Here is a 20086-nt window from a genome sequence, read left to right as displayed (position 1 = left end):
GATGAGCACGGCAAACCCGATGACGGGCGCGGCGAGGCAAGGCGGAGCGGAGGCGGTGCTGTTCCGCTTCCGCGCGCCCGACGGCACGGTGGCCGGGCAGGGCCTGCGCCGCGTGCTGCCGCTCGGCCCGGCCAACACCCTGGCCGAGCGGGTGGCGCGCTTCTTCGCCGAGAACGACGGGCCGCCGCTGCTGGCCGGGGCGCTGCCCTTCGACCGCGCCGGCGCCGACCACCTGGTGCAGCCGCAGCGCCTCCTCTCGCCCGAGGACGAGGCCGCGATGCCGCCCGCGCCCACCCCCGCACGGGGCCGTTGGCAGCTGCGGCCCGAACCCCCGGCGGCGCGCTTCGCCGAGGCGGTGCGCGAGGCGCTGGCCATCATGCGGGACGAGGCGCCGGACGCGCTGCGCAAGGTCGTGCTGTCGCGCACGCTGCTGGCCGAAACCGACACGGCGATCGACCCCGACGCCCTGCTGGAGCGCCTGGGCAGCGACCCGCGCGTCACCGCCTTCCGCGTGCCGCTTCCCGACGGCACCGACGGCAATGCCGCCGGCCCCGTGCTGGTGGGTGCCACGCCGGAACTGCTGATCCGCAAGCGCGGCGAGGCGGTGCTGTCGCATCCGCTCGCCGGCTCCGCGCCCCGCCAGCGCGACGGCGCCGCCGACCGCGCGGCGGCCGAGGCGCTGCGCCGCTCCGACAAGGACCATCGCGAGCACGCGCTGGTGCGCGAGTTCATCCTGGACACGCTGGCGCCCTACTGCACCGAACTGTCCACGCCCGACGGCACCGCGATCACCGCCACCGCCACGCTGTGGCACCTGGGCACCCGCATCACCGGCCGGCTGCGCGACCCCGCGACCTCCGCCGCCGCGCTGGCGGCCGCCCTTCACCCCACGCCGGCGGTGTGCGGCGTTCCGCGCGCGGCCGCGGCCTCGCTGATCCCGCGGCTGGAGGGTTACGACCGCGGCTTCTACGCCGGGGCGGTGGGCTGGTGCGACGCGGCCGGCGACGGCTGCTGGTACGTCACGATCCGCTGCGCCGAGATCCGCGGCCACCGGGCACGCCTCTTCGCCGGCGCCGGCATCGTGCCCGGCTCCGACCCTGTTTCCGAGGTGCGCGAAACCGCGGCTAAGTTCGGCGCCCTGCTGCGCGCGCTGGCGGTGCCGCCCGAGGCGATGCCGGAAGAGGCGCCGGAACACTTCAACGAACTGCGCATGGACAGCGCGGCGCGTGGGGCCGACACCGCGCCGGGACTGTCCGGGAACGCCCGATGACAGCTTCTTCCCCCAGCCCGCGCCAGATCTGGCCCGAGGATTTCGCCGCCCGCTACCGCGCCCGCGGCTACTGGCGCGGCGAAACCTTCTCGGATTTCCTGCGCGCCCGCGCGGCGGAACTGCCGGACAACCTCGCCGTGGTGGATGCGGCGAACCGCTGGACCTATGCCGAGCTGCTGCGCCGTGCCGAAAGCATGGCGGCGGGTTTCCTGGGCCTGGGCTTACGTCGCGGCGACCGCGTGGTGGTGCAGCTGGGCAACCGCGCGGAGTTCTTTTCCGTGGTGTTCGGCCTGTTCCGCGCCGGGCTGGTGCCGGTCTTCGCCCTGCCGGCGCACCGCCTCACGGAAATCCGGCACTTCGTCGCCAAGTCCGGCGCTGCGGCCTACCTCGCGGCCGATCGTGGCGACGGTTTCGATTACCGCATGCTGGCGCGTTCCCTGATCCTTGAGCGCGACACCGCCGCCCCGCCGCTGCGCGTGCTGATCCTGGGCGAGGCGGAAGAATTCACGCCCCTGCACGCCCTGCCGATGGTGCCCCTGCCGGAAGAGGACGCATCCCCCTCCGACGTGGCCTTCGTGCAGATCTCCGGCGGCAGCACGGGCCTTTCCAAGCTGATCCCGCGCACGCACGACGACTACATCTATTCCTTCCGCGCCAGCGCCGAGATCTGCGCGCTCTCGCTCCGCAGCGTGTATCTTGGCGCGCTGCCGATCGCGCACAACTTCCCCATGAGCTCGCCCGGCACCTTCGGCACGCTCTACGCCGGCGGGCGCGTGGTGCTGAGCCCGTCGCCCAGCCCCGAGGCCGCCTTCCCCCTGATCGAGCGGGAAGGCGTCACCATCACCGGCCTCGTGCCGCCGCTGGCGCTGCTCTGGCTCGATGCGGCACCGAAAACCAAGCACGACCTGTCGAGCCTTCAAGTTCTCCAGGTCGGCGGCGCCAAGTTCACGCCCGAGGTCGCGGCCCGTGTCCGCCCGGTGCTCCGCTGCACGCTGCAGCAGGTCTTCGGCATGGCGGAAGGTCTGGTGAACTACACCCGCCTCGACGATGCGGAAGAGGTGATCGTCAACACGCAAGGGCGCCCCATCAGCCCCGACGACGAGGTGCTGGTGGTGGACGACAGCGGCGAGCCGGTGCCCGAGGGCGAGCCCGGCTACCTGCTCACCCGCGGCCCCTACACGATCCGCGCCTATCACGACGACCCGGGCGCCAACGCGCGGAGCTTCACCGCCGACGGCTTCTACCACACCGGCGACATCGTGCGCCGCCGCGCCGACGGCTACCTCGTGGTGGGCGGCCGCGCCGGCGACCACATCAACCGCGCGGGCGAGAAGATTTCCGCCGAGGAGATCGAGGACCATCTCCTGGCACACCCGCAGGTCTTCGACGTGGCCGTGGTCTCGATCCCCGACGAATACCTGGGCGAGCGTTCCTGCGCCTTCGTGATCCCGCGCTCCGGCGCGGAACGGCCGAGGCCGACCGCGCTGAAGGCCTGGATGCGCGCCCGCGGCATCGCCGAGTTCAAGGTGCCCGACCAGGTGGTGCTGGTGGAACGCTTCGACACCACCGCCGCCGGCAAGACCAGCCGCAAGGAGCTGCGCGCCCGCCTGCGCGCGGAGTTCCTCGCCGCGCAGGCGGCCAGGGCGGCCGGAACACCCGCCGAGGGCGCCGCGCCGCCGCCCGCCGACAACCGCAGCCAGAACGGAGGAACCGGCGCATGACCACGCCCAAGGGCCTGCCGCAGATCCCCGCCTACGACCTGCCCACGGCGGCGGAACTCCCCACTCCCCGCGCACCCTGGCGGGTCGAGCGCGGGCGGGCGGCGCTGCTGGTGCACGACATGCAGCGCTACTTCGTGGCGCCCTTCGCGCCCGATGCCGCGCCGATCGCGCCCGCCACCGCCAACATCGCGCGCCTCGCCCGGCATTGCCGCGCGGCGGGCATCCCCGTCTTCTACACCGCGCAGGAGGGCAATCAGGACCGGCGCGACCGTGGCCTGCAGGCCGACCTCTGGGGTCCTGGGATGCGCGACATCCCCGAACACCAGCCGATCGTCGACGCACTCGCGCCCGAGGCCTGCGACTTCGTGCTGGTGAAGCACCGCTACAGCGCCTTCCAGCGCTCCAACCTCGAAACCCTGATGCGCGTGCGCGGCCGCGACCAGCTCATCATCTGCGGCATCTACGCCCATATCGGCTGCATGCTGACCGCGGCGGAAGCCTTTCAGCGCGACATCGAACCCTTCTTCGCGGCCGACGCGCTGGCCGACTTTTCGCGCGAGAAGCACGACCTCGCGGTGCGCTACGTCGCCGATCGCTGCGGCGTGCCGATGACCGCCGCGCAGCTCCTGGAGGTCCTATGACCGACGCCCTGCCCACCTCGCGCGACGCGATGCGGCGCGAGATCGCAGCCCTGCTGCACGAGGAACCCGACGTGATCGGCGACAGCGACGACCTCGCCGATCTCGGCCTCGATTCCATGCGCGCCATGACGCTGCTGCTGCGCTGGAACGAGGCCGCGCCGGGGCTGGAATTCTCCGAGTTCGCGGAGTCGCTGACGCTGGACCACTGGTGGAGCCTCGTGGAGCGGGAGATCGCCGCGCGGAAGGCCGGATGAGCATGGCGGCCGAACTCCAGGCCCCGGCGCTCGCGCAGCCCGCAGCCGGCGCCGCCACGGCGCCGGAGGAGGTCGCGCTCACCGAGGCGCAGCTCGGGCTGTGGGTGTCGCAGCGCCTCGACCCGGCCAACCCGATCTTCAACACCGCGCACCTGATCCTGCTCACCGGCCCGCTCGACCGCCGCGCCTTCCGCGACGCCGTCACGCAGGCGGTGGCGGAGGCGGAGGCGCTGTCGCTGCGCTTCCGCGACACGCATGCCGGCCCGGTGCAGCGCACCGACCCGACGCACCGGCCGCAGCTCGGCACCGTGGACCTCAGCGACCACCCGGAGGCCGAGGCCACGGCCCGGGGCGCCGTGGCACGCGACCTGGCGCGGCCGATCGACCCCGCGCGCGACCAGCTGGCGGCCGAAACCCTGTTCTGCCTGCCCCCCGACCGCGAAGGCCGTCCCCGCCACCTCTGGTACCAGCGCATCCACCACCTGGCGGCCGATGCCTTCGCCCACGACCTCATCGCCCGCCGCACCGCCCGCCTCTACGAGGCGCAGCTCACCGGCGCGGCGCCGGGCGCGCCGCTCACCCCTTTCCGCAACGCGGTGGAGGAGGATGCGCGCTACCGCGCGGCGGAGCGCCGGCTGCTGGATGGCGACTACTGGAACAAGCTGTTCCGCGACGCGCCGGTTCCGCCGAGCCTGAGCGGCCGCGCCGCCCGGCCCGTCTCCGCGCATGGCCACCACCGCGCCAGCCGCACCCTGGACGCGGCCGCGGCCGCGCGCCTGGCCGCCGCCGCCGCGCATTGGGGCGTGAGCTGGCCCGACCTCGCGGTGGCGGTGCTGGCCGCCTATCTCCGCCGTTGCACCGGCGCCGCCGAGGCCACGCTCGGCGTGTCCTTCATGGGCCGCCTGGGCAGCGCCGCCGCACGCACAGTGGCCACGCTGGTCAACGTGCTGCCGATCCGCCTCCATCCCGACGAGGCGGCGCCCCTCGCCACCCTGGCCACCGAGGCCGCCCGGCAGCTCACCCGCGCCCGCCGCCACGGTCGCTTCCGCGAGGAACAGCTGCGCCGCGACCTCGGCCGCGTCGGCACCGACCGCCGCCTTTACGGCGTGCTGGTGAACCTGCTGCCCTTCGAGGAACCCTTACGCTTCCACGGCCTCGACACGCGGCTGGAGGTCCTGGGCACCGGCCCGGTGGACGACCTCACTGTGACGCTGCGCGGCGGGGCCGCCGGCACGCCGCTGCGCCTCGACCTCGACAGCAACCCGAACCTGTATTCCGAAGCGGAAACGGCGGCCCATGCCGACCGCTTCCTCCACTTCCTCGGCGCCGCGATCGAAGCGGCGGAAGCCGAGATGCGGGGAGGGAAGGGCGCCCCCGCCGGCACGGTGCCTGGGGGCGGCGAGACCGGCCGGAGCAACCCTGGGGTCGCCCATCTCCAGGACGACGCGTCCGGCGACCTGGCCGGTAACTCACCTGGCAACTCTGTCGTCCATGGGCCGGTGACCCCGCCGGTCGCGCCCGTTCCGCTCGCCGTCCTGCCGCTCGCCACCCCGGCCGAGGCCGCGGCCCAGCTCGCGCGCTACGAGGCCCGCGACCTGCCGCCCGATACGCTGTGGGACCTGCTCCACCGCGCCGTCGAGCGCACGCCCGAAGCCACCGCCGTGCGCATCGGCGCGCAAGCGCTGAGCTACGCCACGCTGGATTGCCGCTCCGCTGCCCTGGCCGAGGCGCTGCGCGCGCGCGGCGTCGGGCGCGGGGATTTCGTGGCGGTGATGCTGGATCGCTCGCTCGATCTCGTGGTGGCGCTGCTGGCGGTGCTGCGCGCCGGCGCGGCCTACCTGCCGCTCGACCCCGAGCACCCGCGCGAGCGCACCGCCCGCATCCTCGGCACCGCCCGCCCGCCGGTGGCGCTGGCCAGCGAGCGCGACGCCGCGCTGCTCGGCGGCACCACGCTGTTCGCACCCGAAAGCTGGCCGTTGCGCACACGCGGGAAGGGTGCGCCCGCGGCAGCTTCGGGCACAGCCTCCGCCCCGGCAACGCCATCCAGGCCTGCCCCGAACGATGCTTCCGCGCCCATACCGGACGATGCCTCTGCGCCGTTGTCGGGCGCAGGCTCCACGCCCGTCCCGGGCGCTTCACCCGCGCTCACTCCGGGTGCTTCATCCACGCCCGTCCCGGGCGATGCCGCCTACGCCATCTTCACCTCCGGCTCGACCGGGGAGCCCAAGGGCGTGGTGGTGGAACACCGCGCCATCGTGAACCGCCTCGAATGGATGCGGGAACACTACGGCATCACCGCCGCCGACCGCGTGCTGCAGAAGACGCCCGCCACCTTCGACGTTTCGGTCTGGGAGTTCTTTCTGCCGCTGATCAGCGGCGCCACGCTGGTGCTGGCACCCCCCGGCGCGCACCGGGACCCGGCGGCCCTCGCCGCGATCCTGCGGGCCGAGCGCATCACCGCCTGCCACTTCGTGCCCTCGATGCTGGCGGCCTTCCTGCGTGAGCCCGCGGCGCGCGGCCTCCGTATCCCCCGCGTCTTCTGCTCGGGCGAGGAACTGCCGGCCGAGCTGCGCGACGGCTTCCACGACACGCTGTCGGGTGAGCTGCACAACCTTTACGGCCCCACCGAGGCCGCGGTGGATGTCAGCTACTGGCCCGCCGGCGCGGAGGACCGCTCCCGCCCCGTGCCGATCGGCTGGCCGGTGTGGAACACCCGCCTGCTGGTGCTGGACGACGCCATGCGCCCGCTGCCGCCGGGCGTCGCGGGCCACCTGTATCTCGGCGGCGTGCAGCTGGCGCGCGGCTACCTCCACCGGCCGGACCTGACCGCCGACCGCTTCATCCCCAGTCCCTTCCACGCGGGGGAGCGGCTGTACCGCACCGGCGATCTCGCGCGGCTGCGCCACGACGGCGCCGTGGTGTTCCTGGGCCGCTCCGACCACCAGGTGAAGATCCGCGGATTGCGCATCGAGCTGGGCGAGGTCGAGGCCGTGCTTGCCCGCCTCCCAACCGTCCGCCAGGCCACCGTGATCGCGCGCGAGGACCGGCCGGGCGACCTGCGCCTCGTGGCCTACCTCGTCGCGGCGCAGGGCGCGGGCGACGGCATCGGCGCCGACCGGCTGCGCGCCGCGCTGGCCGCGACGCTGCCGGACTACATGATCCCCTCCGCCTTCGTGGTGCTGGACCACCTGCCGGTGACCGCGAACGGCAAGCTCGACCGCGCCGCCCTGCCGGCGCCGGCGGCCGAACCCGTGGGCACCCGCGCCCCCGCCACCGAGGCGGAGCGCCGGATGGCCGCCCTCTTCGCCGAGGTGCTGGAACTGCCCGCCGTCGGCCCGGACGACGACTTCTTCGGGCTGGGCGGCCATTCGCTGCTGGCGGTGGACCTGTGCCTGCGCATCCGTGAGCTGTGGGGGCGCGACCCCGGCCTCGGCGCCCTGTTCGAGAACCCCACCCCGGCCCGCCTCGCGGCGATCCTGGGTGCCGTGCCCGGCGGGGGCGAGGCTGGCGACGGGGCACGGACGGCAGCCTGGCAGGCGCCACTGGATGGGCCGGCGCCGTCCTCCTCGCGCATGGTGGAGGCGGATGGGCGGGTTGAGCCAGGGCGAACGGCGCTTCAGCCGGCGCGGGGCCTGAACCCCGGTGGCCGCGGCAGCGGCGGTGACGGCACCGGCAACGGCGCCGAGGCGAACAATGGCCGTACCGACGATGCCACGGATGCTGGCCCCGGCAACGCCGGCGCCATCAACAGCGGTTCCACGCACAGCGGCCCCACGGACAGCGGCCCCATCAACAACGGCCCCATCAACAACGGCCCCATCAACAACGGCCCCATCAACAACGGCCTGGGCCCCATCCTGCGGCTCAGCGCGGGCAGTCCACGCCGCGCCCCGCTCCTCGCCATCCATCCGGCCGGCGGCATCGGCTGGTGCTACGGCACCCTGGCCCGCGCCCTGGCACCGGAGCGTGCCACCGTCGCCCTGCAGGCCCCGGCGCTGGACCCTGCGGTGCCGCTGCCAGAAAGCCTCGACGCCCTGGCCGACGACTACGCGGAGCGCGCCCTGCAGCTGCGCAACGAGGGCCAGCCGGTCCACCTGCTCGGCTGGTCGGTGGGCGGCATCATCGCCCAGGCGGTGGCGGTGCGGCTGCGGGCGCTGGGGCACCGCGTGGGCCTCCTGGCCATGCTCGACAGCTACCCGGCCGACCTGTGGCGCGACGCGCCCGAGCCGGGCCCCGGCGCCGCGCTGGGCGCGCTGATGGCCATCGCCGGCCACCCGCTCGAGGACCACCCCGAGGTCCCGCTGGAACGCGCGGCGGTGCTGGACTTCCTCCGCCGCTCCGGCAGCGCGCTGGGCCGCCTCCCGGCGGCGGCACTGGACGGCGTGGCGCGCGTGGTGGAAGGCAACAACCGCCTGGTGCGCACCCACCATCACCGCCGCTTCGACGGCACGGTCACGCATCTCCGCGCGGCGCTGGACCATGCGGACCGGCCCGAACTGGTGCCGGACCGCTGGCGCCCCTACGCCGCCGCGCTGGAGGTGGAGCCGATCCCCGCCCGCCACGGCGAGTTGTGCGGCGCCGCGGCCACCGCCCTGATCGCGCCAATCCTCCGGCGGCGCCTCGACGCGGCGGAGCGGGAGCGCGGCTGATGCGCCGTCGCGCCCGCAGCACGGCGCCCGCCGGCGCATCCTTCTGACCTTCCCGAACGGAACCCTCCGCCCATGCGCCCGACCGGTCTCGAAGCTCGCAACGCCCTCGTGACCGGCGCCGCCGGCGGCATCGGCGCCGCCGTGGTGCGGGCGCTGCGGGCGGAAGGCGCCCGCGTCCTGGCCACCGACCTCGATCCGGCGCGCATCCCGGCGGGTGAGGGGATCCATCCCTACGCCCTCGACGTGGCCGATGGCGCGGCGGTGGAAGCGCTGCTGGAACGGCTGGAGCGCGAGCACGGCGCCGTCGACCTCGTGGCCAGCGTGGCGGGCGTGCTGGGCAACACCCTCGTGGCCGACACCACGGACTCGGAATGGCGGCGCGTCTTCGCGGTGAATGCCGACGGCGTGTTCCACCTCGGCCGCGCCTTTGCCCGCCGCGCCACCCCGCGCGGCCGCGGCAGCTTCGTTGCCGTGTCCTCCAACGCCGCCGGCGTGCCGCGCCACGCCATGGCCGCCTACGCCGCCTCCAAGGCCGCGGCCACCATGTTCACCCGCTGCCTCGGCCTCGAGCTCGCGCCGCACGGCATCCGCTGCAACATCGTGGCCCCGGGCTCGACGCTCACCCCGATGCAGACCGGCATGTGGGCGGATGCGCAGGGCGGCGCCCGGGTGATCGCGGGCTCGCCGGAAACCTTCAAGGCGGGTATTCCGCTGGGCAAGCTGGCAACGCCCGAGGACGTGGCGGAGGCCGTGGTCTTCCTGCTGTCGGATCGTGCCGGGCACATCACCATGACGGATCTCTACGTGGATGGCGGCGCGACCCTGCGGGGCTGAGGCCCCGCGACCCGACCCTGTGGCAGCCTCCGCCCCGCAACCGGGTGTCGGCGGCGTGGCCCGCCCGGTGCCCGACCCCGCGCCCGGCCCGGTAGACGGCGCGGCGTCCACTCCCGCGACAGCTTCCAACCCGTTGCCTGGCACGACACCCGTACCCGGCCCCGCACCTGCCTCCGGGACAGAGCCCGCGCTGGTCGGCGCCGTCGCCCTCGCGGCCAGCGAGGAATGGCGTCTCACCACCCTGGCCGGCGACTACCGCATCTTCCTGGCCCTGCCCGAGGGTGCGGCCCCGCCCGAAGGCTTCCCGGTGCTGACGGTGCTCGACGCCAATGCCTGCTTCGCCACCGTGGCCGAGGCCATGCGCCGCGCCACCCACCGCCCCGGCGCCACCGGCGTGCGCCCGGCCGCCGTGGTGGGCATCGGCTACCCGACAGAGGGCAGCTACAGCCAGGAACGCCGGCGCCTCGACTACACGCCCGGCCCCTCCTCCGAGGGCGGGGACGGGCCCTGCGGCGGCCGCGATCGCTTCCTGGACACCATCCTGCACCGCGTCCGGCCGCTGGTGCGCGCCCGCTTCCCGGTGGACGAGGCGCGGCAGTCGCTGCTGGGCCATTCGCTCGGCGGCTTCTTCGCGCTGGACGTGCTGCTGCACGACACCGGCTGCTTTCGCGACTACGTGGCCATCAGCCCCTCGGTCTGGTGGGACCGTTCGCGGCTGGAGCGCGGCATCGCCGCGCTGGCCCGGCGCGCCGGGGAGGCGCCCGCACCCCGCGCCGCGCTTAGCGTCGGCGCCTGGGAGCAGAGCCTGGCCCCCTGGCAGCGCAACCGCCCCGACAGCGAAGTTGCCGCCCTGCGCCGCGGCCGCCGCGCCATGGTGGACAACGCGCGCGAGGTCGCCGCGCTGCTGGGCGAGGCGCTGCCGCCGGACGCGGTGCGCTTCGACCTGTTTCCCGACGAGGACCACGCCTCGGTTTTCCCGGTGGCGCTCGGCCGCGCCCTGCGCTTCCTGGCGGGCTGAGGCGCCTCCCCGCCGGCCGGACTGCCTTCCTGCCACGGCGGCGCGGCGCCACCGGCCGTGCGGCACCCCTGCGCCGGGACGCCGTGCTGCCGCGCCCGGGATTGCTGCGGGGACAGGTTCCCGTGACAATCCGCCCCGTGCATCACCCTTGAGCGCCGGGCAGGGACGGGGCTTCCGCGCCCGTGTGAGGGCGCCCGGACAGGAAAAATCCGCCACGAACAGGGATTTGCCCGATCCTGCCCGTTGCATGCCTGAAATGCGGAAAGTGCAGTCATTGATGCAAATGAGACACACTCACACAAACCCGTGAAATCGGTGCAACGAGCGGCTTGTTGCGAATCAGTCTCGCTCTTACTGAGAACCACTCTCATTATCACTGGGATCGAGACGATGACCGGCCGAGTAAGCGCTTCCGAGATCGTGACGCAGGGACTTCTGACGGGCCTGATCATGGCCATCCCCGCCGCGGCACAGGCGCAAGGCTCCGGCGGTCCCGCCCCGGCCGCGACGCTGGCGCAGGCCGCCCCGGCCAGCCAGGCACCGGCCTTCAGCCCCGAACTTTCCGCCGGCGGCAACGGCCCGGTGATGATCCCCGAGGTCAGCGTCCAGGGCGTCGCGCCGCCCAACACCCTGCGCCGCGGCACCGGCATCGACCGCCTGCCCGACAGCATCCAGGACACGCCGCAAACCATCAACGTCGTGCCGCAGGAGGTGCTGCGCGAGCAGAACGTCACCACCCTCGATCAGGCGCTGCGCAACGTGCCCGGCATCACCGCCTCGGCCGGTGAAGGCAACGGCGGCGTGGCCGGCGACCAGTTCCGCATCCGTGGCTTCAACGCCCAGAACGACCTCTACACCGACGGCCTTCGCGACTTCGGCTCCTACACGCGCGATGCCTTCACCACGGAATCGGTGCAGGTCCTGAAAGGTCCCTCCGGCTTCGCGCTGGGCGGCGCCGGCACGGTGGGCGGCGGCGTCAACCAGGTCAGCCGCACGCCGCACCTGGGCAACAGCTACGACGGCGTGGCCACCGGCGGCATGGGGCCTTTCGCCCGCGCCACGGCGGACGTGAACGTGCAGGTGGGCGAAACCTCCGCCGTGCGCCTCAACGCCATGGGCCAGTCGAGCCACACCGTGGACCGCGACGGGCAGGACCAGCGCCGCTGGGGCTTCGCGCCCTCGGTCGCCTGGGGCCTGGGCACCGACACGGTCGCCACGCTGGAATACCTGCACTACGAGTACGACCAGGCCACCGAGAGCGGCGTGCCGGTCGTGACGCCGTTCAACGGCGTCGGCCGCCCCGCCACGGAATACGGCGTCAGCCGCAAGAGCTACTACGGCAATCTCAGCGACCGCGACGAGGTGACGGTGAACCGCCTCACCGCGCGCCTGTCGCACCGCGTCAACGACTGGCTGACGCTGAGCAACGACTTCCGCACCTCCTGGGTGGATCGCGACTTCGCCTACAGCGTCCCGGGATGCGCCACCGGCACCACCCTCGCGGCCTTCAACGCGAGCTGCTCCGGCCAGTTCCTGGCCGGCCGCAACCCGGCGGTGGCGCTGGGCGGCGGCACCGGCGGCTACAGCCAGGAAACCTGGGGCATCCAGAACGTTTCCACCGCGAACGCGAAGTTCAACACCTGGTCGCTGCGGCACGAGCTGACGGCGGGCGTGGACATCTCCTACGAGGACACCGACCGCGTGTCGCGCAACGTCGTGGGCACGCGGATCATCCCCACCATCCGCAACCCCGACAACAACTACTATCTGGGCTTCACCTCGGGCAGCGCGCTGCGCAACACCGACCTCACCAACCTCGGCTTCTTCGCGCGCGACCGCATCTGGCTGATCCCGGAGCTCTCGGTGATCGGCGGCGTGCGCTACACGCGCTACAACCTCGACTACTCGGCCGGCAACCGTGGCCAGGCGCCCACCACCGACATCAGCGACAATCGCGGCTTCGCCGATCCCAACGCCAGCCTGGTGTGGGAGCCGACGCCGGCGCAGACCTACTACTTCTCCTACTCGACCTCGACCACGCCGCAGGGCGCCAACTTCACCACGCTGCCCTTCTCGGTGAACCCGAACACCCAACCCGAGCGCAACCAGAACTTCGAGTTCGGCGCCAAGGTCGGCGTGCTCGACAACCGCCTGGGCCTCTACGCCTCGGTCTTCCGCATCAACAAGAAGAACGCGTCCGAGCCACTGGGAGACGGGACCTTCTACGTCACCAGCGACCGCCAGCGCGTGCAGGGCGTCGAGGCCGGCATCACCGGCCGCATCACGCCGGACTGGAACATCAACGCCAACTACACCTTCCTCGACAGCGACATCACGTCCTCCACCACCGCCGCCAATGTCGGCAACCGGGTGCAGTACGTGCCCAAGCACGCGGCCTCGATCTGGACGACCTACGAGATCGCGCCGCGCACGCCCTACAACGTCACGCTGGGGGCGGGCATGTTCTTTCGCAGCCAGGTCTACCTGAACGCGGCGCAGTCGGCCGAGGTGCCCTCCAACCTCACCTTCGACGCGCTGGTCTCGCACAAGCTGACCGAGAACCTCACCGTCTCGGTGAACGGCTACAACCTCGGCAACGCGCTGAACTACGACAGCTTCTTCTCCGGCCGCGCCGTTCCCTCAGCCGGGCGCACGGTGCTGGCCTCGCTCGCCGTCAGCTTCTGAAGGCGAGCATCCCCCCTCGGGAACGGCCGCACCATCGCCGTTCCCGTCACCACGCCGCCCCGGCCCACTTCCCTCCCGGGGCGGCGTCCCTCACGTCGCTGCCCGCTGCCCGCTGCCCGCTGCCCGCTGCCCGCTGCCCGCTGCCCGCTGCCCGCTGCCCGCTGCCCGCTGGCACCGCCGCGCCTGTTGCGCCCGCCGGCGAAACCCCCGAACCTCCGCCCCCGTTGGCAGCCCAACCGGGCCCGAGGAGGAAACACCCATGAACGAGCAGTCCCTGCGCGAAGCCCTTTGCGCCCATGGCCGGCTGCTGTTCGGGCGCGGCTATTCCGTGGGCTCGGCCGGCAACATCTCGGTGCGCCTCGAGGACGGCTACCTGATGACGCCCACCAACTCCTGCCTCGGACGGCTGGAGCCGGACCGCATCAGCAAGCTCGACCGCGACTGGAACCACGTCGGCGGCGACAAGCCCTCCAAGGAGGTCTTCCTCCACCGCGCCTTCCTGGACAACCGGCCCGAGGCGGGCGCCGTGGTGCACCTCCATTCCACCCACGCCACCGCCATCGCCTGCCTGGCCACGCCGGGCGAGGACGCGCCGATCCCGCCGCTGACCCCTTATTTCGTGATGCGCGTCGGCCGCCGCCTGCCGGTGGTGCGCTACTATCGCCCCGGCGACGCGGCGATGGAGCCCGCGGTCGCCGAGGCGGCGCGCGGGGCGCGTGCCCTGCTGCTGGCCAACCACGGCCCGGTGGTCAGCGGCAAGACGCTCGACGACGCGGTCTACGCCGCCGAGGAGCTGGAGGAAGCCGCGCGCCTCGCCCTCATGCTGCGCGGCCAGAACGCCCGCACGCTGACGCCGGCCGAGGTGGACGACCTGCTCGCCACCTTCGGCTGAGGACGACCTGGGCGGCTGAGAGCGTCGGGGCGCCTGGCCTCTCCCCGAGCCCCCCGCGCGACGCAGCCTCCCCGGTCCACGTGGCCGCCTGTCAGGACCGCCTGCCGCGCCCTACAGGATCCCCGGCAGGTCCAGCCCCATCGCCCGCGCGCAGTCCTGCGCGTCCTCGTAGCCCGCGTCGGCGTGGCGCATCACCCCCGTGGCCGGGTCGTTCCACAGCACGCGCTCCAGCCGCCGCGCCGCGGCCTCGGTGCCGTCGGCCACGATCACCATGCCCGCGTGCTGCGAGAAGCCCATCCCCACGCCGCCGCCGTGGTGCAGCGACACCCAGGTCGCGCCCGACGCGGTGTTGAGCAGCGCGTTCAGCAGCGGCCAGTCCGACACCGCGTCGGAGCCGTCGCGCATCGCCTCGGTTTCCCGGTTGGGCGAGGCGACGGAACCGGAATCCAGGTGATCACGCCCGATCACCACCGGCGCCTTCAGCTCGCCGCGCGCCACCATCTCGTTGAAGCGCAGGCCCAGCCGGTGCCGGTCGCCCAGCCCCACCCAGCAGATGCGCGCCGGCAAGCCTTGGAACTTGATCCGCTCGCGCGCCATGTCGAGCCAGCGGTGAAGATGCGCATTGTCCGGCAGCAGCTCCTTCACCGCCGCGTCGGTGCGGTAGATGTCTTCCGGGTCGCCGCTCAGCGCCGCCCAGCGGAAGGGGCCGACGCCGCGGCAGAAGAGCGGGCGGATATAGGCCGGCACGAAGCCCGGGAAGTCGAAGGCCTCCGCGACGCCTTCCTCCTTCGCCACCTGCCGGATGTTGTTGCCGTAATCCACCACCGGGATGCCCATGCGGTGGAAGTCCAGCATCGCCCGAACATGCCCCGCCATCGAGGCCCGCGCCGCCGCCGTCACCGCCGCCGGCTCCCGCTCCCGCCGCGCTTCCCACTCGGCCACGCTCCAGCCCCGCGGCAGGTAGCCGTTCAGCGGGTCGTGCGCCGAGGTCTGGTCCGTCACCAGGTCCGGCCGCACCCCGCGCCGCACCAGCTCCGGAAACACCTCCGCCGCGTTGCCCAGCAGCCCCACCGACACCGGCACGCGATCGCGCACCGACTGCTCGATCACCGCCAGCGCCTCGTCGAGGCTGGCCGCTTCCCGGTCGAGGTAGCCCGTGCGCAGCCGCATCGCGATGCGATCGGGCCGGCATTCCACCGCCAGCATCGAGGCGCCCGCCATGGTCGCTGCCAGCGGCTGCGCCCCGCCCATGCCGCCAAGCCCGGCGGTCAGGATCCAGCGCCCCGCGAGGTCGCCACCGTAGTGCTGCCGCCCCGCCTCCACGAAGGTCTCGTAGGTGCCCTGCACGATCCCCTGGGAGCCGATGTAGATCCACGACCCGGCCGTCATCTGGCCGTACATCATCAGCCCCTTGCGATCGAGCTCGTGGAAATGCTCCCAGGTCGCCCAGCGCGGCACGAGGTTCGAGTTCGCGATCAGCACCCGCGGCGCATCCGCGTGGGTGCGGAACACGCCCACCGGCTTGCCCGACTGCACCAGCAGCGTCTGGTCGTCCTCCAGCCGCCGCAGCGCCGCGGTGATGCGGTCGAAGCTGTCCCAGTCCCGCGCCGCCCGCCCGATGCCGCCGTAGACCACCAGGTCTTCCGGCCGCTCCGCCACCTCAGGGTCGAGGTTGTTCATCAGCATCCGCAGCGCCGCCTCGCTGCCCCAGGACTTCGCGGAGCGCTCCGGTCCGCGCGGGGCACGCACGGTGCGGCTGTTGCTGCCGGTCTGGCTGGGCGTGCTCATGCGCTGGCTCCTTGTGCGGGGTGATGGGGGTGGTGCGGCGTTGCTCCGTCGCGCCGCGGGGGAGGGCTCCGCCTTCCCCCGCACCCCCAGCCGCCAGGAAACTGAGTTTCTTGGACCTTCCGGGAAGGGGATCGGGGAAGTCGGGCCACGGGGCGCCGCACGATCGGCCGAAGTTTCAGTCCACCCACGGCGATCCTCCGCACGATGGCTGAACCAGACAAGCCAAAGGCCGCACCATGCCCCGCCCGGCTCACGCCGGAGAGCCACGCTCTCCGGCGCCCGACGGTGCAGCCCGTGCTGCCTCGCGTAATTCTCAAAATCAGCCCCGTGCCCATCGGACCACGCCGGGACTGCCACCCGCCACCGGCACCGGGCTCCCGGCGGGGTCTCGGGGCAGCCCTGCCGTCCTGAGCGGAGAGGGTCCGGGAGAGGCAGCGCCTCGCCCGGGGCCAGCCGCCCGCGGCCACCTCAACCACCATCCAGCCAGGGCAGCGCCACCGCCCCCACGGCCGAAACCAGCGCTCCGCCCCGCAGCAGCGCCGTCGCCGCCTCCATGTCGGGCGCGAAGTGCCGGTCCTCCTCCAGCGTCGGCACCGCCTTCCGCAGCACCGCCCGCGCCGCGTCGAGCGCGGCGGAGGAGCGCAGCGGGTGGTGAAAGTCGCAGCCCTGCGCCGCCGCCAGCCACTCGATCCCCAGGACATGCGCCAGGTTCGCCGCCATCGGCAGCAGCCGCCGCGCCCCGTGCGCCGCCATGGACACGTGGTCCTCCTGGTTGGCCGAGGTTGGGATGGAATCGACGCTGGCCGGCATGGCGCGCTGCTTATTCTCGCTCACCAGCGCGGCGGCGGTCACCTGCGGGATCATGAAGCCCGAGTTCAGCCCGGGCCGCGGCGTCAGGAAGGCCGGCAGGCCCGACAGCGCCGGGTCGATCAGCATGGCCGAGCGACGCTCCGACAGCGAGCCGATCTCACAGAGTGCGAGCGCGATCGTGTCGGCGGCGAAGGCCACGGGCTCGGCGTGGAAGTTGCCGCCCGAGAGCGCTTCCAGCGTGTCCGGAAAGATCAGCGGGTTGTCGCTGACGCCGTTGGCCTCGGTTTCCAGCGTCGTGGCCGCCTGGCGCAGGAGGTCCAGCACCGCGCCCGCCACCTGCGGCTGGCAGCGCAGGCAATAAGGGTCCTGCACGCGCGGGTCATCGACGCGGTGGCTGTCGCGGATCTCGCTGCCCGCGAGCAGCCCGCGCAGCGCCGCCGCCGTCTCGATCTGCCCGCGATGGCGACGCAGCGCGTGGATGCGCGGATCAAACGGCGTGTCGGAACCGCGCGCCGCGTCCACCGACAGGGCGCCGGTGACCAGCGAGGCGCGCAGCAGCGCCTCGGCCTCGAACAGCCCGGCCAGCGCATAGGCATTGGAGAACTGCGTGCCGTTGAGCAGCGCCAGCCCTTCCTTGGCGCCCAGCACCACCGGTTCCAGCCCCGCGCGGAGCAGCGCCTCCGTGGCCGGCAGCCGCGCGCCGTCGAACCATGCCTCGCCGTGGCCGATCATCACCGCCGTCATGTGCGCCAGCGGCGCCAGGTCGCCGGAGGCCCCCACCGACCCCTGCGCCGGCACCACCGGGATCACGCCGCGCGCGAGCATCGCTTCCAGCAGTTCCAGCGTCGCCGGCTGGATGCCGGACGCCCCCTGCGCGAGGCTCGCCAGCTTCAGCGCCATCATCAGCCGCGCCACGGGGATCGGCATCGGATCGCCCACGCCGGCGGCGTGCGACAGCACGATGTTGCGCTGGAGGGTTTGGAGGTCCTCCGTCCCGATGCGGATGCTGGCGAGCTTCCCGAAGCCGGTGTTGATGCCGTAGACCGGCTCGCCCCGCTGGAGGATCAGCGTCACCGCCTCGGCGCTGCGCGCCACCGCGGCGGCGCAGGCAGGATCGAGGCGCAGCGCGGCGCCGCGATAGATCCGCCGCCAGAGCGCGAGAGGCACCGCGCCCGGCGTGAGCAGGATCGGCTCCCCGGAATCCACGGCCGCGCCGCCCGGCAGCAGGCCCGCCCCGGCAGCGCCCGGCGGTCCGGCCGTGTTCCCCTGCGCCATCGGCATCTCCTCGGTCATTGGCCCCTCCGGACGCGGCGGTGCAGCGGGTTGAAGCCCAGGCGGTACACCAGCTCGGCCGGCGTCTCGACGTTCCAGATCGCGAGGTCGCACCACTTCCCCGCCTCCAGGGTTCCGACCTCGTCCAGCCGGCCCAGCGCCCGCGCCGCTTCGCGCGTGGTGCCCAGCAGGCACTCCTCCACTGTCAGGCGGAACAGCGTCGCGGCCATGTTCATGGCCAGCAGGATGGAGGTCATGGGCGAGGTGCCGGGGTTGCAGTCGGTCGCCACCGCCATCGGCACACCGTGCTGCCGCATCAGCGCCACCAGCGGCGCCACGCTTTCGCGCAGCATGTAGAAGGCGCCCGGCAACAGCACCGCCACCGTGCCCGCCCGCGCCATGGCGGCGACGCCCGCCTCGTTCGCGTGTTCCAGGTGGTCGGCCGAGAGCGCGCCCCATTGCGCCGCCAGCGCCGCCCCGCCGCCATCCGACAGCTGATCGGCGTGGAGCTTCACCGGCAGTCCCAGCGCCCGCGCGGCCCGGAACAGCCGCGCCACCTGCGCCGGCGTGAAGGCGATGGTCTCGGCGAAGGCATCCACCGCGTCCACCAGCCCTTCCGCGTGCAGCGCCGGCAACATCTCCTCGCACAGCAACGAGACGTAGCCCTCGGCGTCGCCGCGGTATTCCGGCGGCACGGCATGGGCGCCCAGGAAGCTGGTGCGCACCGAAACGCTCCGCGCACCCTCCAGCGCCCGCGCCGCGCGCAGCTGCGCCCGCTCGGCGTCCAGCGTCAGGCCGTAGCCGGACTTCACCTCCACCATGGTGACGCCCTCGGCGATCAGCGCGTCGAGCCGGGGCAGGGCGGTGGCGATCAGCCCGTCCTCGCCAGCAGCCCGGGTGGCGCGGACGGTGCCCAGGATGCCGCCGCCCGCCCGCGCGATCTCCTCGTAGCTCGCGCCCGCCAGGCGCTGCTCGAACTCCGCCGCGCGGTGGCCGCCATGAACCAGGTGGGTGTGGCAGTCGATCAGCCCCGGCGTGATCCAGCGGCCGCCGCAATCCACGACCTCGGCGGCCTCGGCGGAGGGCAACGCCGCTTCCGGGCCGGCAAAGACGATGCGGCCGTCGCGCATCGCCACGGCGCCGTGCTCCACGATGCCCAGCGCGTTGCCCTCGCCCGGCCGCATCGTGGCGAGCCGGGCGTTGCGCCACAGCCCGTGGAACGGAGCGTCCTGCTGCATCGCCATCCCCGGCTCCTCGATATGTCTATACTTATCGGCATGGCCGCACCCTGTCCATCGCCCGCTGCGCGACGGCGCGGCCAGCCGTTGACATGGGGTTGGGCGAACCGCATCCACCGCCCGTGCCGAGGCACTGGTGCCGGGATGGCCGCGCGGCACGCGGGGAGGGGGAGGGCTGAGCGCGCATGGAAGGCCTGAGCACCCGCATCCGCGCCGCGATCGAGGGCCGCATCCTCAGCGGCGAATGGCGCCCCGGCCACCGCATTCCCTCGGAAGCGGAGCTGGCGGCGGCCTGGAACTGTTCGCGCATGACGGTGAACAAGGCGCTCTCGGCCCTGTCCGCCTCCGGGCTGATCAACCGGCGGCGCCGCGCCGGCTCCTTCGTGGCCGAACCCGCCGGCGAAACGGCGGTGAGCGGCATCGCCGACTTCGCCGAGCAGGCCGCCCGCCAGGGACAGCCCTACGGTTGGGAACTGCTCAGCCGCGCGGTGGAAGGCGGCACGCTGCGCCTCCAGGGCCTCCACCGCATCGGCGGCATCCCCGTGGCGGCCGAGGACCGCGCGATCACCCTGGGCACGGTGCCCGAGGCGGCGGCGCAGGATTTCGCCAGCACCCCGCCCGGTTCCTGGCTGCTGCGCAACATCCCCTGGACCGAGGCCGAGCACGTGATCCGCGCCGTGGCCGCCGACGCCGCCCTGGCCGCGCTGCTGGAGGTGCCGCCGGGTGCGGCCTGCCTCCTGCTGGAGCGCCGTACCTGGAACAACGAGGCACCCGTCACCGAGGTCCGCCTGAGCCACGCGGCGGAGCGCCACCGCTTCGTGGGCCGCTTCCACCGCGCGGGCGGCTGAACCGCGTCCGAGGCATCCCGCCACGGGTGAACAGGCAGGGACGGCGCAAGGCCCTGCCCGGCCGATGTCGCCTGCTTAGATAATTCGTAATAATGACGCGGGGGCCGCAAATCAGTTCGGTTTGCTACAATATCGTGAATGTTATCGAACGACGGCGCTGCCGTCC

13 protein-coding genes are annotated in these 20086 nt (G+C 73.3%); 10 read left to right on the top strand and 3 right to left on the bottom strand.

Annotation, left to right across the window (positions count from 1 at the left end; translation table 11 throughout):
• The first annotated feature begins 1 nt into the window (after position 1).
• From ACFFGY_RS16730 to otnC, 9 genes are all read left to right on the top strand, one after another.
• Positions 2–1270 carry an isochorismate synthase gene (locus tag ACFFGY_RS16730; RefSeq protein ID WP_377045652.1) on the top strand — a complete coding sequence of 423 codons (1269 nt, stop codon included), beginning with the start codon at positions 2–4 and terminating at the stop codon, positions 1268–1270.
• The gene (locus ACFFGY_RS16725) at positions 1267–2991 is read left to right on the top strand and encodes a (2,3-dihydroxybenzoyl)adenylate synthase (protein WP_377045651.1); all 1725 of its coding nucleotides are present in this window, start codon (positions 1267–1269) and stop codon (positions 2989–2991) included. The genes ACFFGY_RS16730 and ACFFGY_RS16725 overlap by 4 nt, the downstream gene beginning before the upstream one ends.
• Positions 2988–3632, top strand: a complete 645-nt coding sequence (locus tag ACFFGY_RS16720) for an isochorismatase family protein (RefSeq protein ID WP_377045650.1) — start codon at positions 2988–2990, stop codon at positions 3630–3632. The genes ACFFGY_RS16725 and ACFFGY_RS16720 overlap by 4 nt, the downstream gene beginning before the upstream one ends.
• The gene (locus ACFFGY_RS16715; protein WP_377045649.1) at positions 3629–3886 is read left to right on the top strand and encodes a phosphopantetheine-binding protein; all 258 of its coding nucleotides are present in this window, start codon (positions 3629–3631) and stop codon (positions 3884–3886) included. Before ACFFGY_RS16720 ends, ACFFGY_RS16715 begins: the two co-directional genes overlap by 4 nt.
• A complete protein-coding gene (locus ACFFGY_RS16710; protein ID WP_377045648.1) occupies positions 3883–8535 on the top strand; it encodes an amino acid adenylation domain-containing protein in 4653 nt (1550 codons plus the stop codon). Before ACFFGY_RS16715 ends, ACFFGY_RS16710 begins: the two co-directional genes overlap by 4 nt.
• Before the next feature lie 72 nt (positions 8536–8607).
• Entirely contained in the window at positions 8608–9369 is a 762-nt protein-coding gene (locus tag ACFFGY_RS16705) for a 2,3-dihydro-2,3-dihydroxybenzoate dehydrogenase (RefSeq protein ID WP_377045647.1), read from the top strand.
• A 133-nt stretch (positions 9370–9502) separates the two neighbouring features.
• Positions 9503–10387, top strand: a complete 885-nt coding sequence (locus tag ACFFGY_RS16700) for an alpha/beta hydrolase (RefSeq protein WP_377045646.1) — start codon at positions 9503–9505, stop codon at positions 10385–10387.
• Positions 10388–10777: 390 nt separating this feature from the next.
• Positions 10778–13072: a TonB-dependent receptor gene (locus ACFFGY_RS16695; RefSeq protein WP_377045645.1), complete on the top strand. Its 2295-nt coding sequence runs from the start codon at positions 10778–10780 to the stop codon at positions 13070–13072.
• 259 nt (positions 13073–13331) lie between these two features.
• On the top strand, positions 13332–13964 hold the full coding sequence (gene otnC, locus ACFFGY_RS16690) for a 3-oxo-tetronate 4-phosphate decarboxylase (RefSeq protein WP_377045644.1): 633 nt from the start codon (positions 13332–13334) through the stop codon (positions 13962–13964).
• Between the two features lie 111 nt (positions 13965–14075).
• Here otnC and hutU read toward each other — a convergent pair whose 3' ends face one another.
• The 3 genes from hutU to hutI all read right to left on the bottom strand — a co-directional run bounded on the left by hutU (position 14076) and on the right by hutI (position 19072).
• Complete coding sequence (gene hutU, locus ACFFGY_RS16685; protein ID WP_377045643.1) at positions 14076–15752, bottom strand: urocanate hydratase; 1677 nt, start codon at positions 15750–15752, stop codon at positions 14076–14078.
• Between the two features lie 468 nt (positions 15753–16220).
• A complete protein-coding gene (gene hutH / locus ACFFGY_RS16680; protein ID WP_377045816.1) occupies positions 16221–17750 on the bottom strand; it encodes a histidine ammonia-lyase in 1530 nt (509 codons plus the stop codon).
• 101 nt (positions 17751–17851) lie between these two features.
• On the bottom strand, positions 17852–19072 hold the full coding sequence (gene hutI / locus ACFFGY_RS16675) for an imidazolonepropionase (protein ID WP_377045815.1): 1221 nt from the start codon (positions 19070–19072) through the stop codon (positions 17852–17854).
• 185 nt (positions 19073–19257) lie between these two features.
• On the opposite strand from hutI, the gene ACFFGY_RS16670 reads away from it, so the two are divergent.
• Positions 19258–19920 carry a UTRA domain-containing protein gene (locus ACFFGY_RS16670; protein WP_377045642.1) on the top strand — a complete coding sequence of 221 codons (663 nt, stop codon included), beginning with the start codon at positions 19258–19260 and terminating at the stop codon, positions 19918–19920.
• The last annotated feature ends 166 nt before the right edge of the window (positions 19921–20086 follow it).

This window comes from Roseomonas elaeocarpi (assembly GCF_042433915.1).
Lineage (GTDB): Bacteria > Pseudomonadota > Alphaproteobacteria > Acetobacterales > Acetobacteraceae > Roseomonas > Roseomonas elaeocarpi.
The sequence above is the reverse complement of the archived record's forward strand: the minus strand, read 5'-3'. Positions and strand labels throughout refer to the sequence as shown.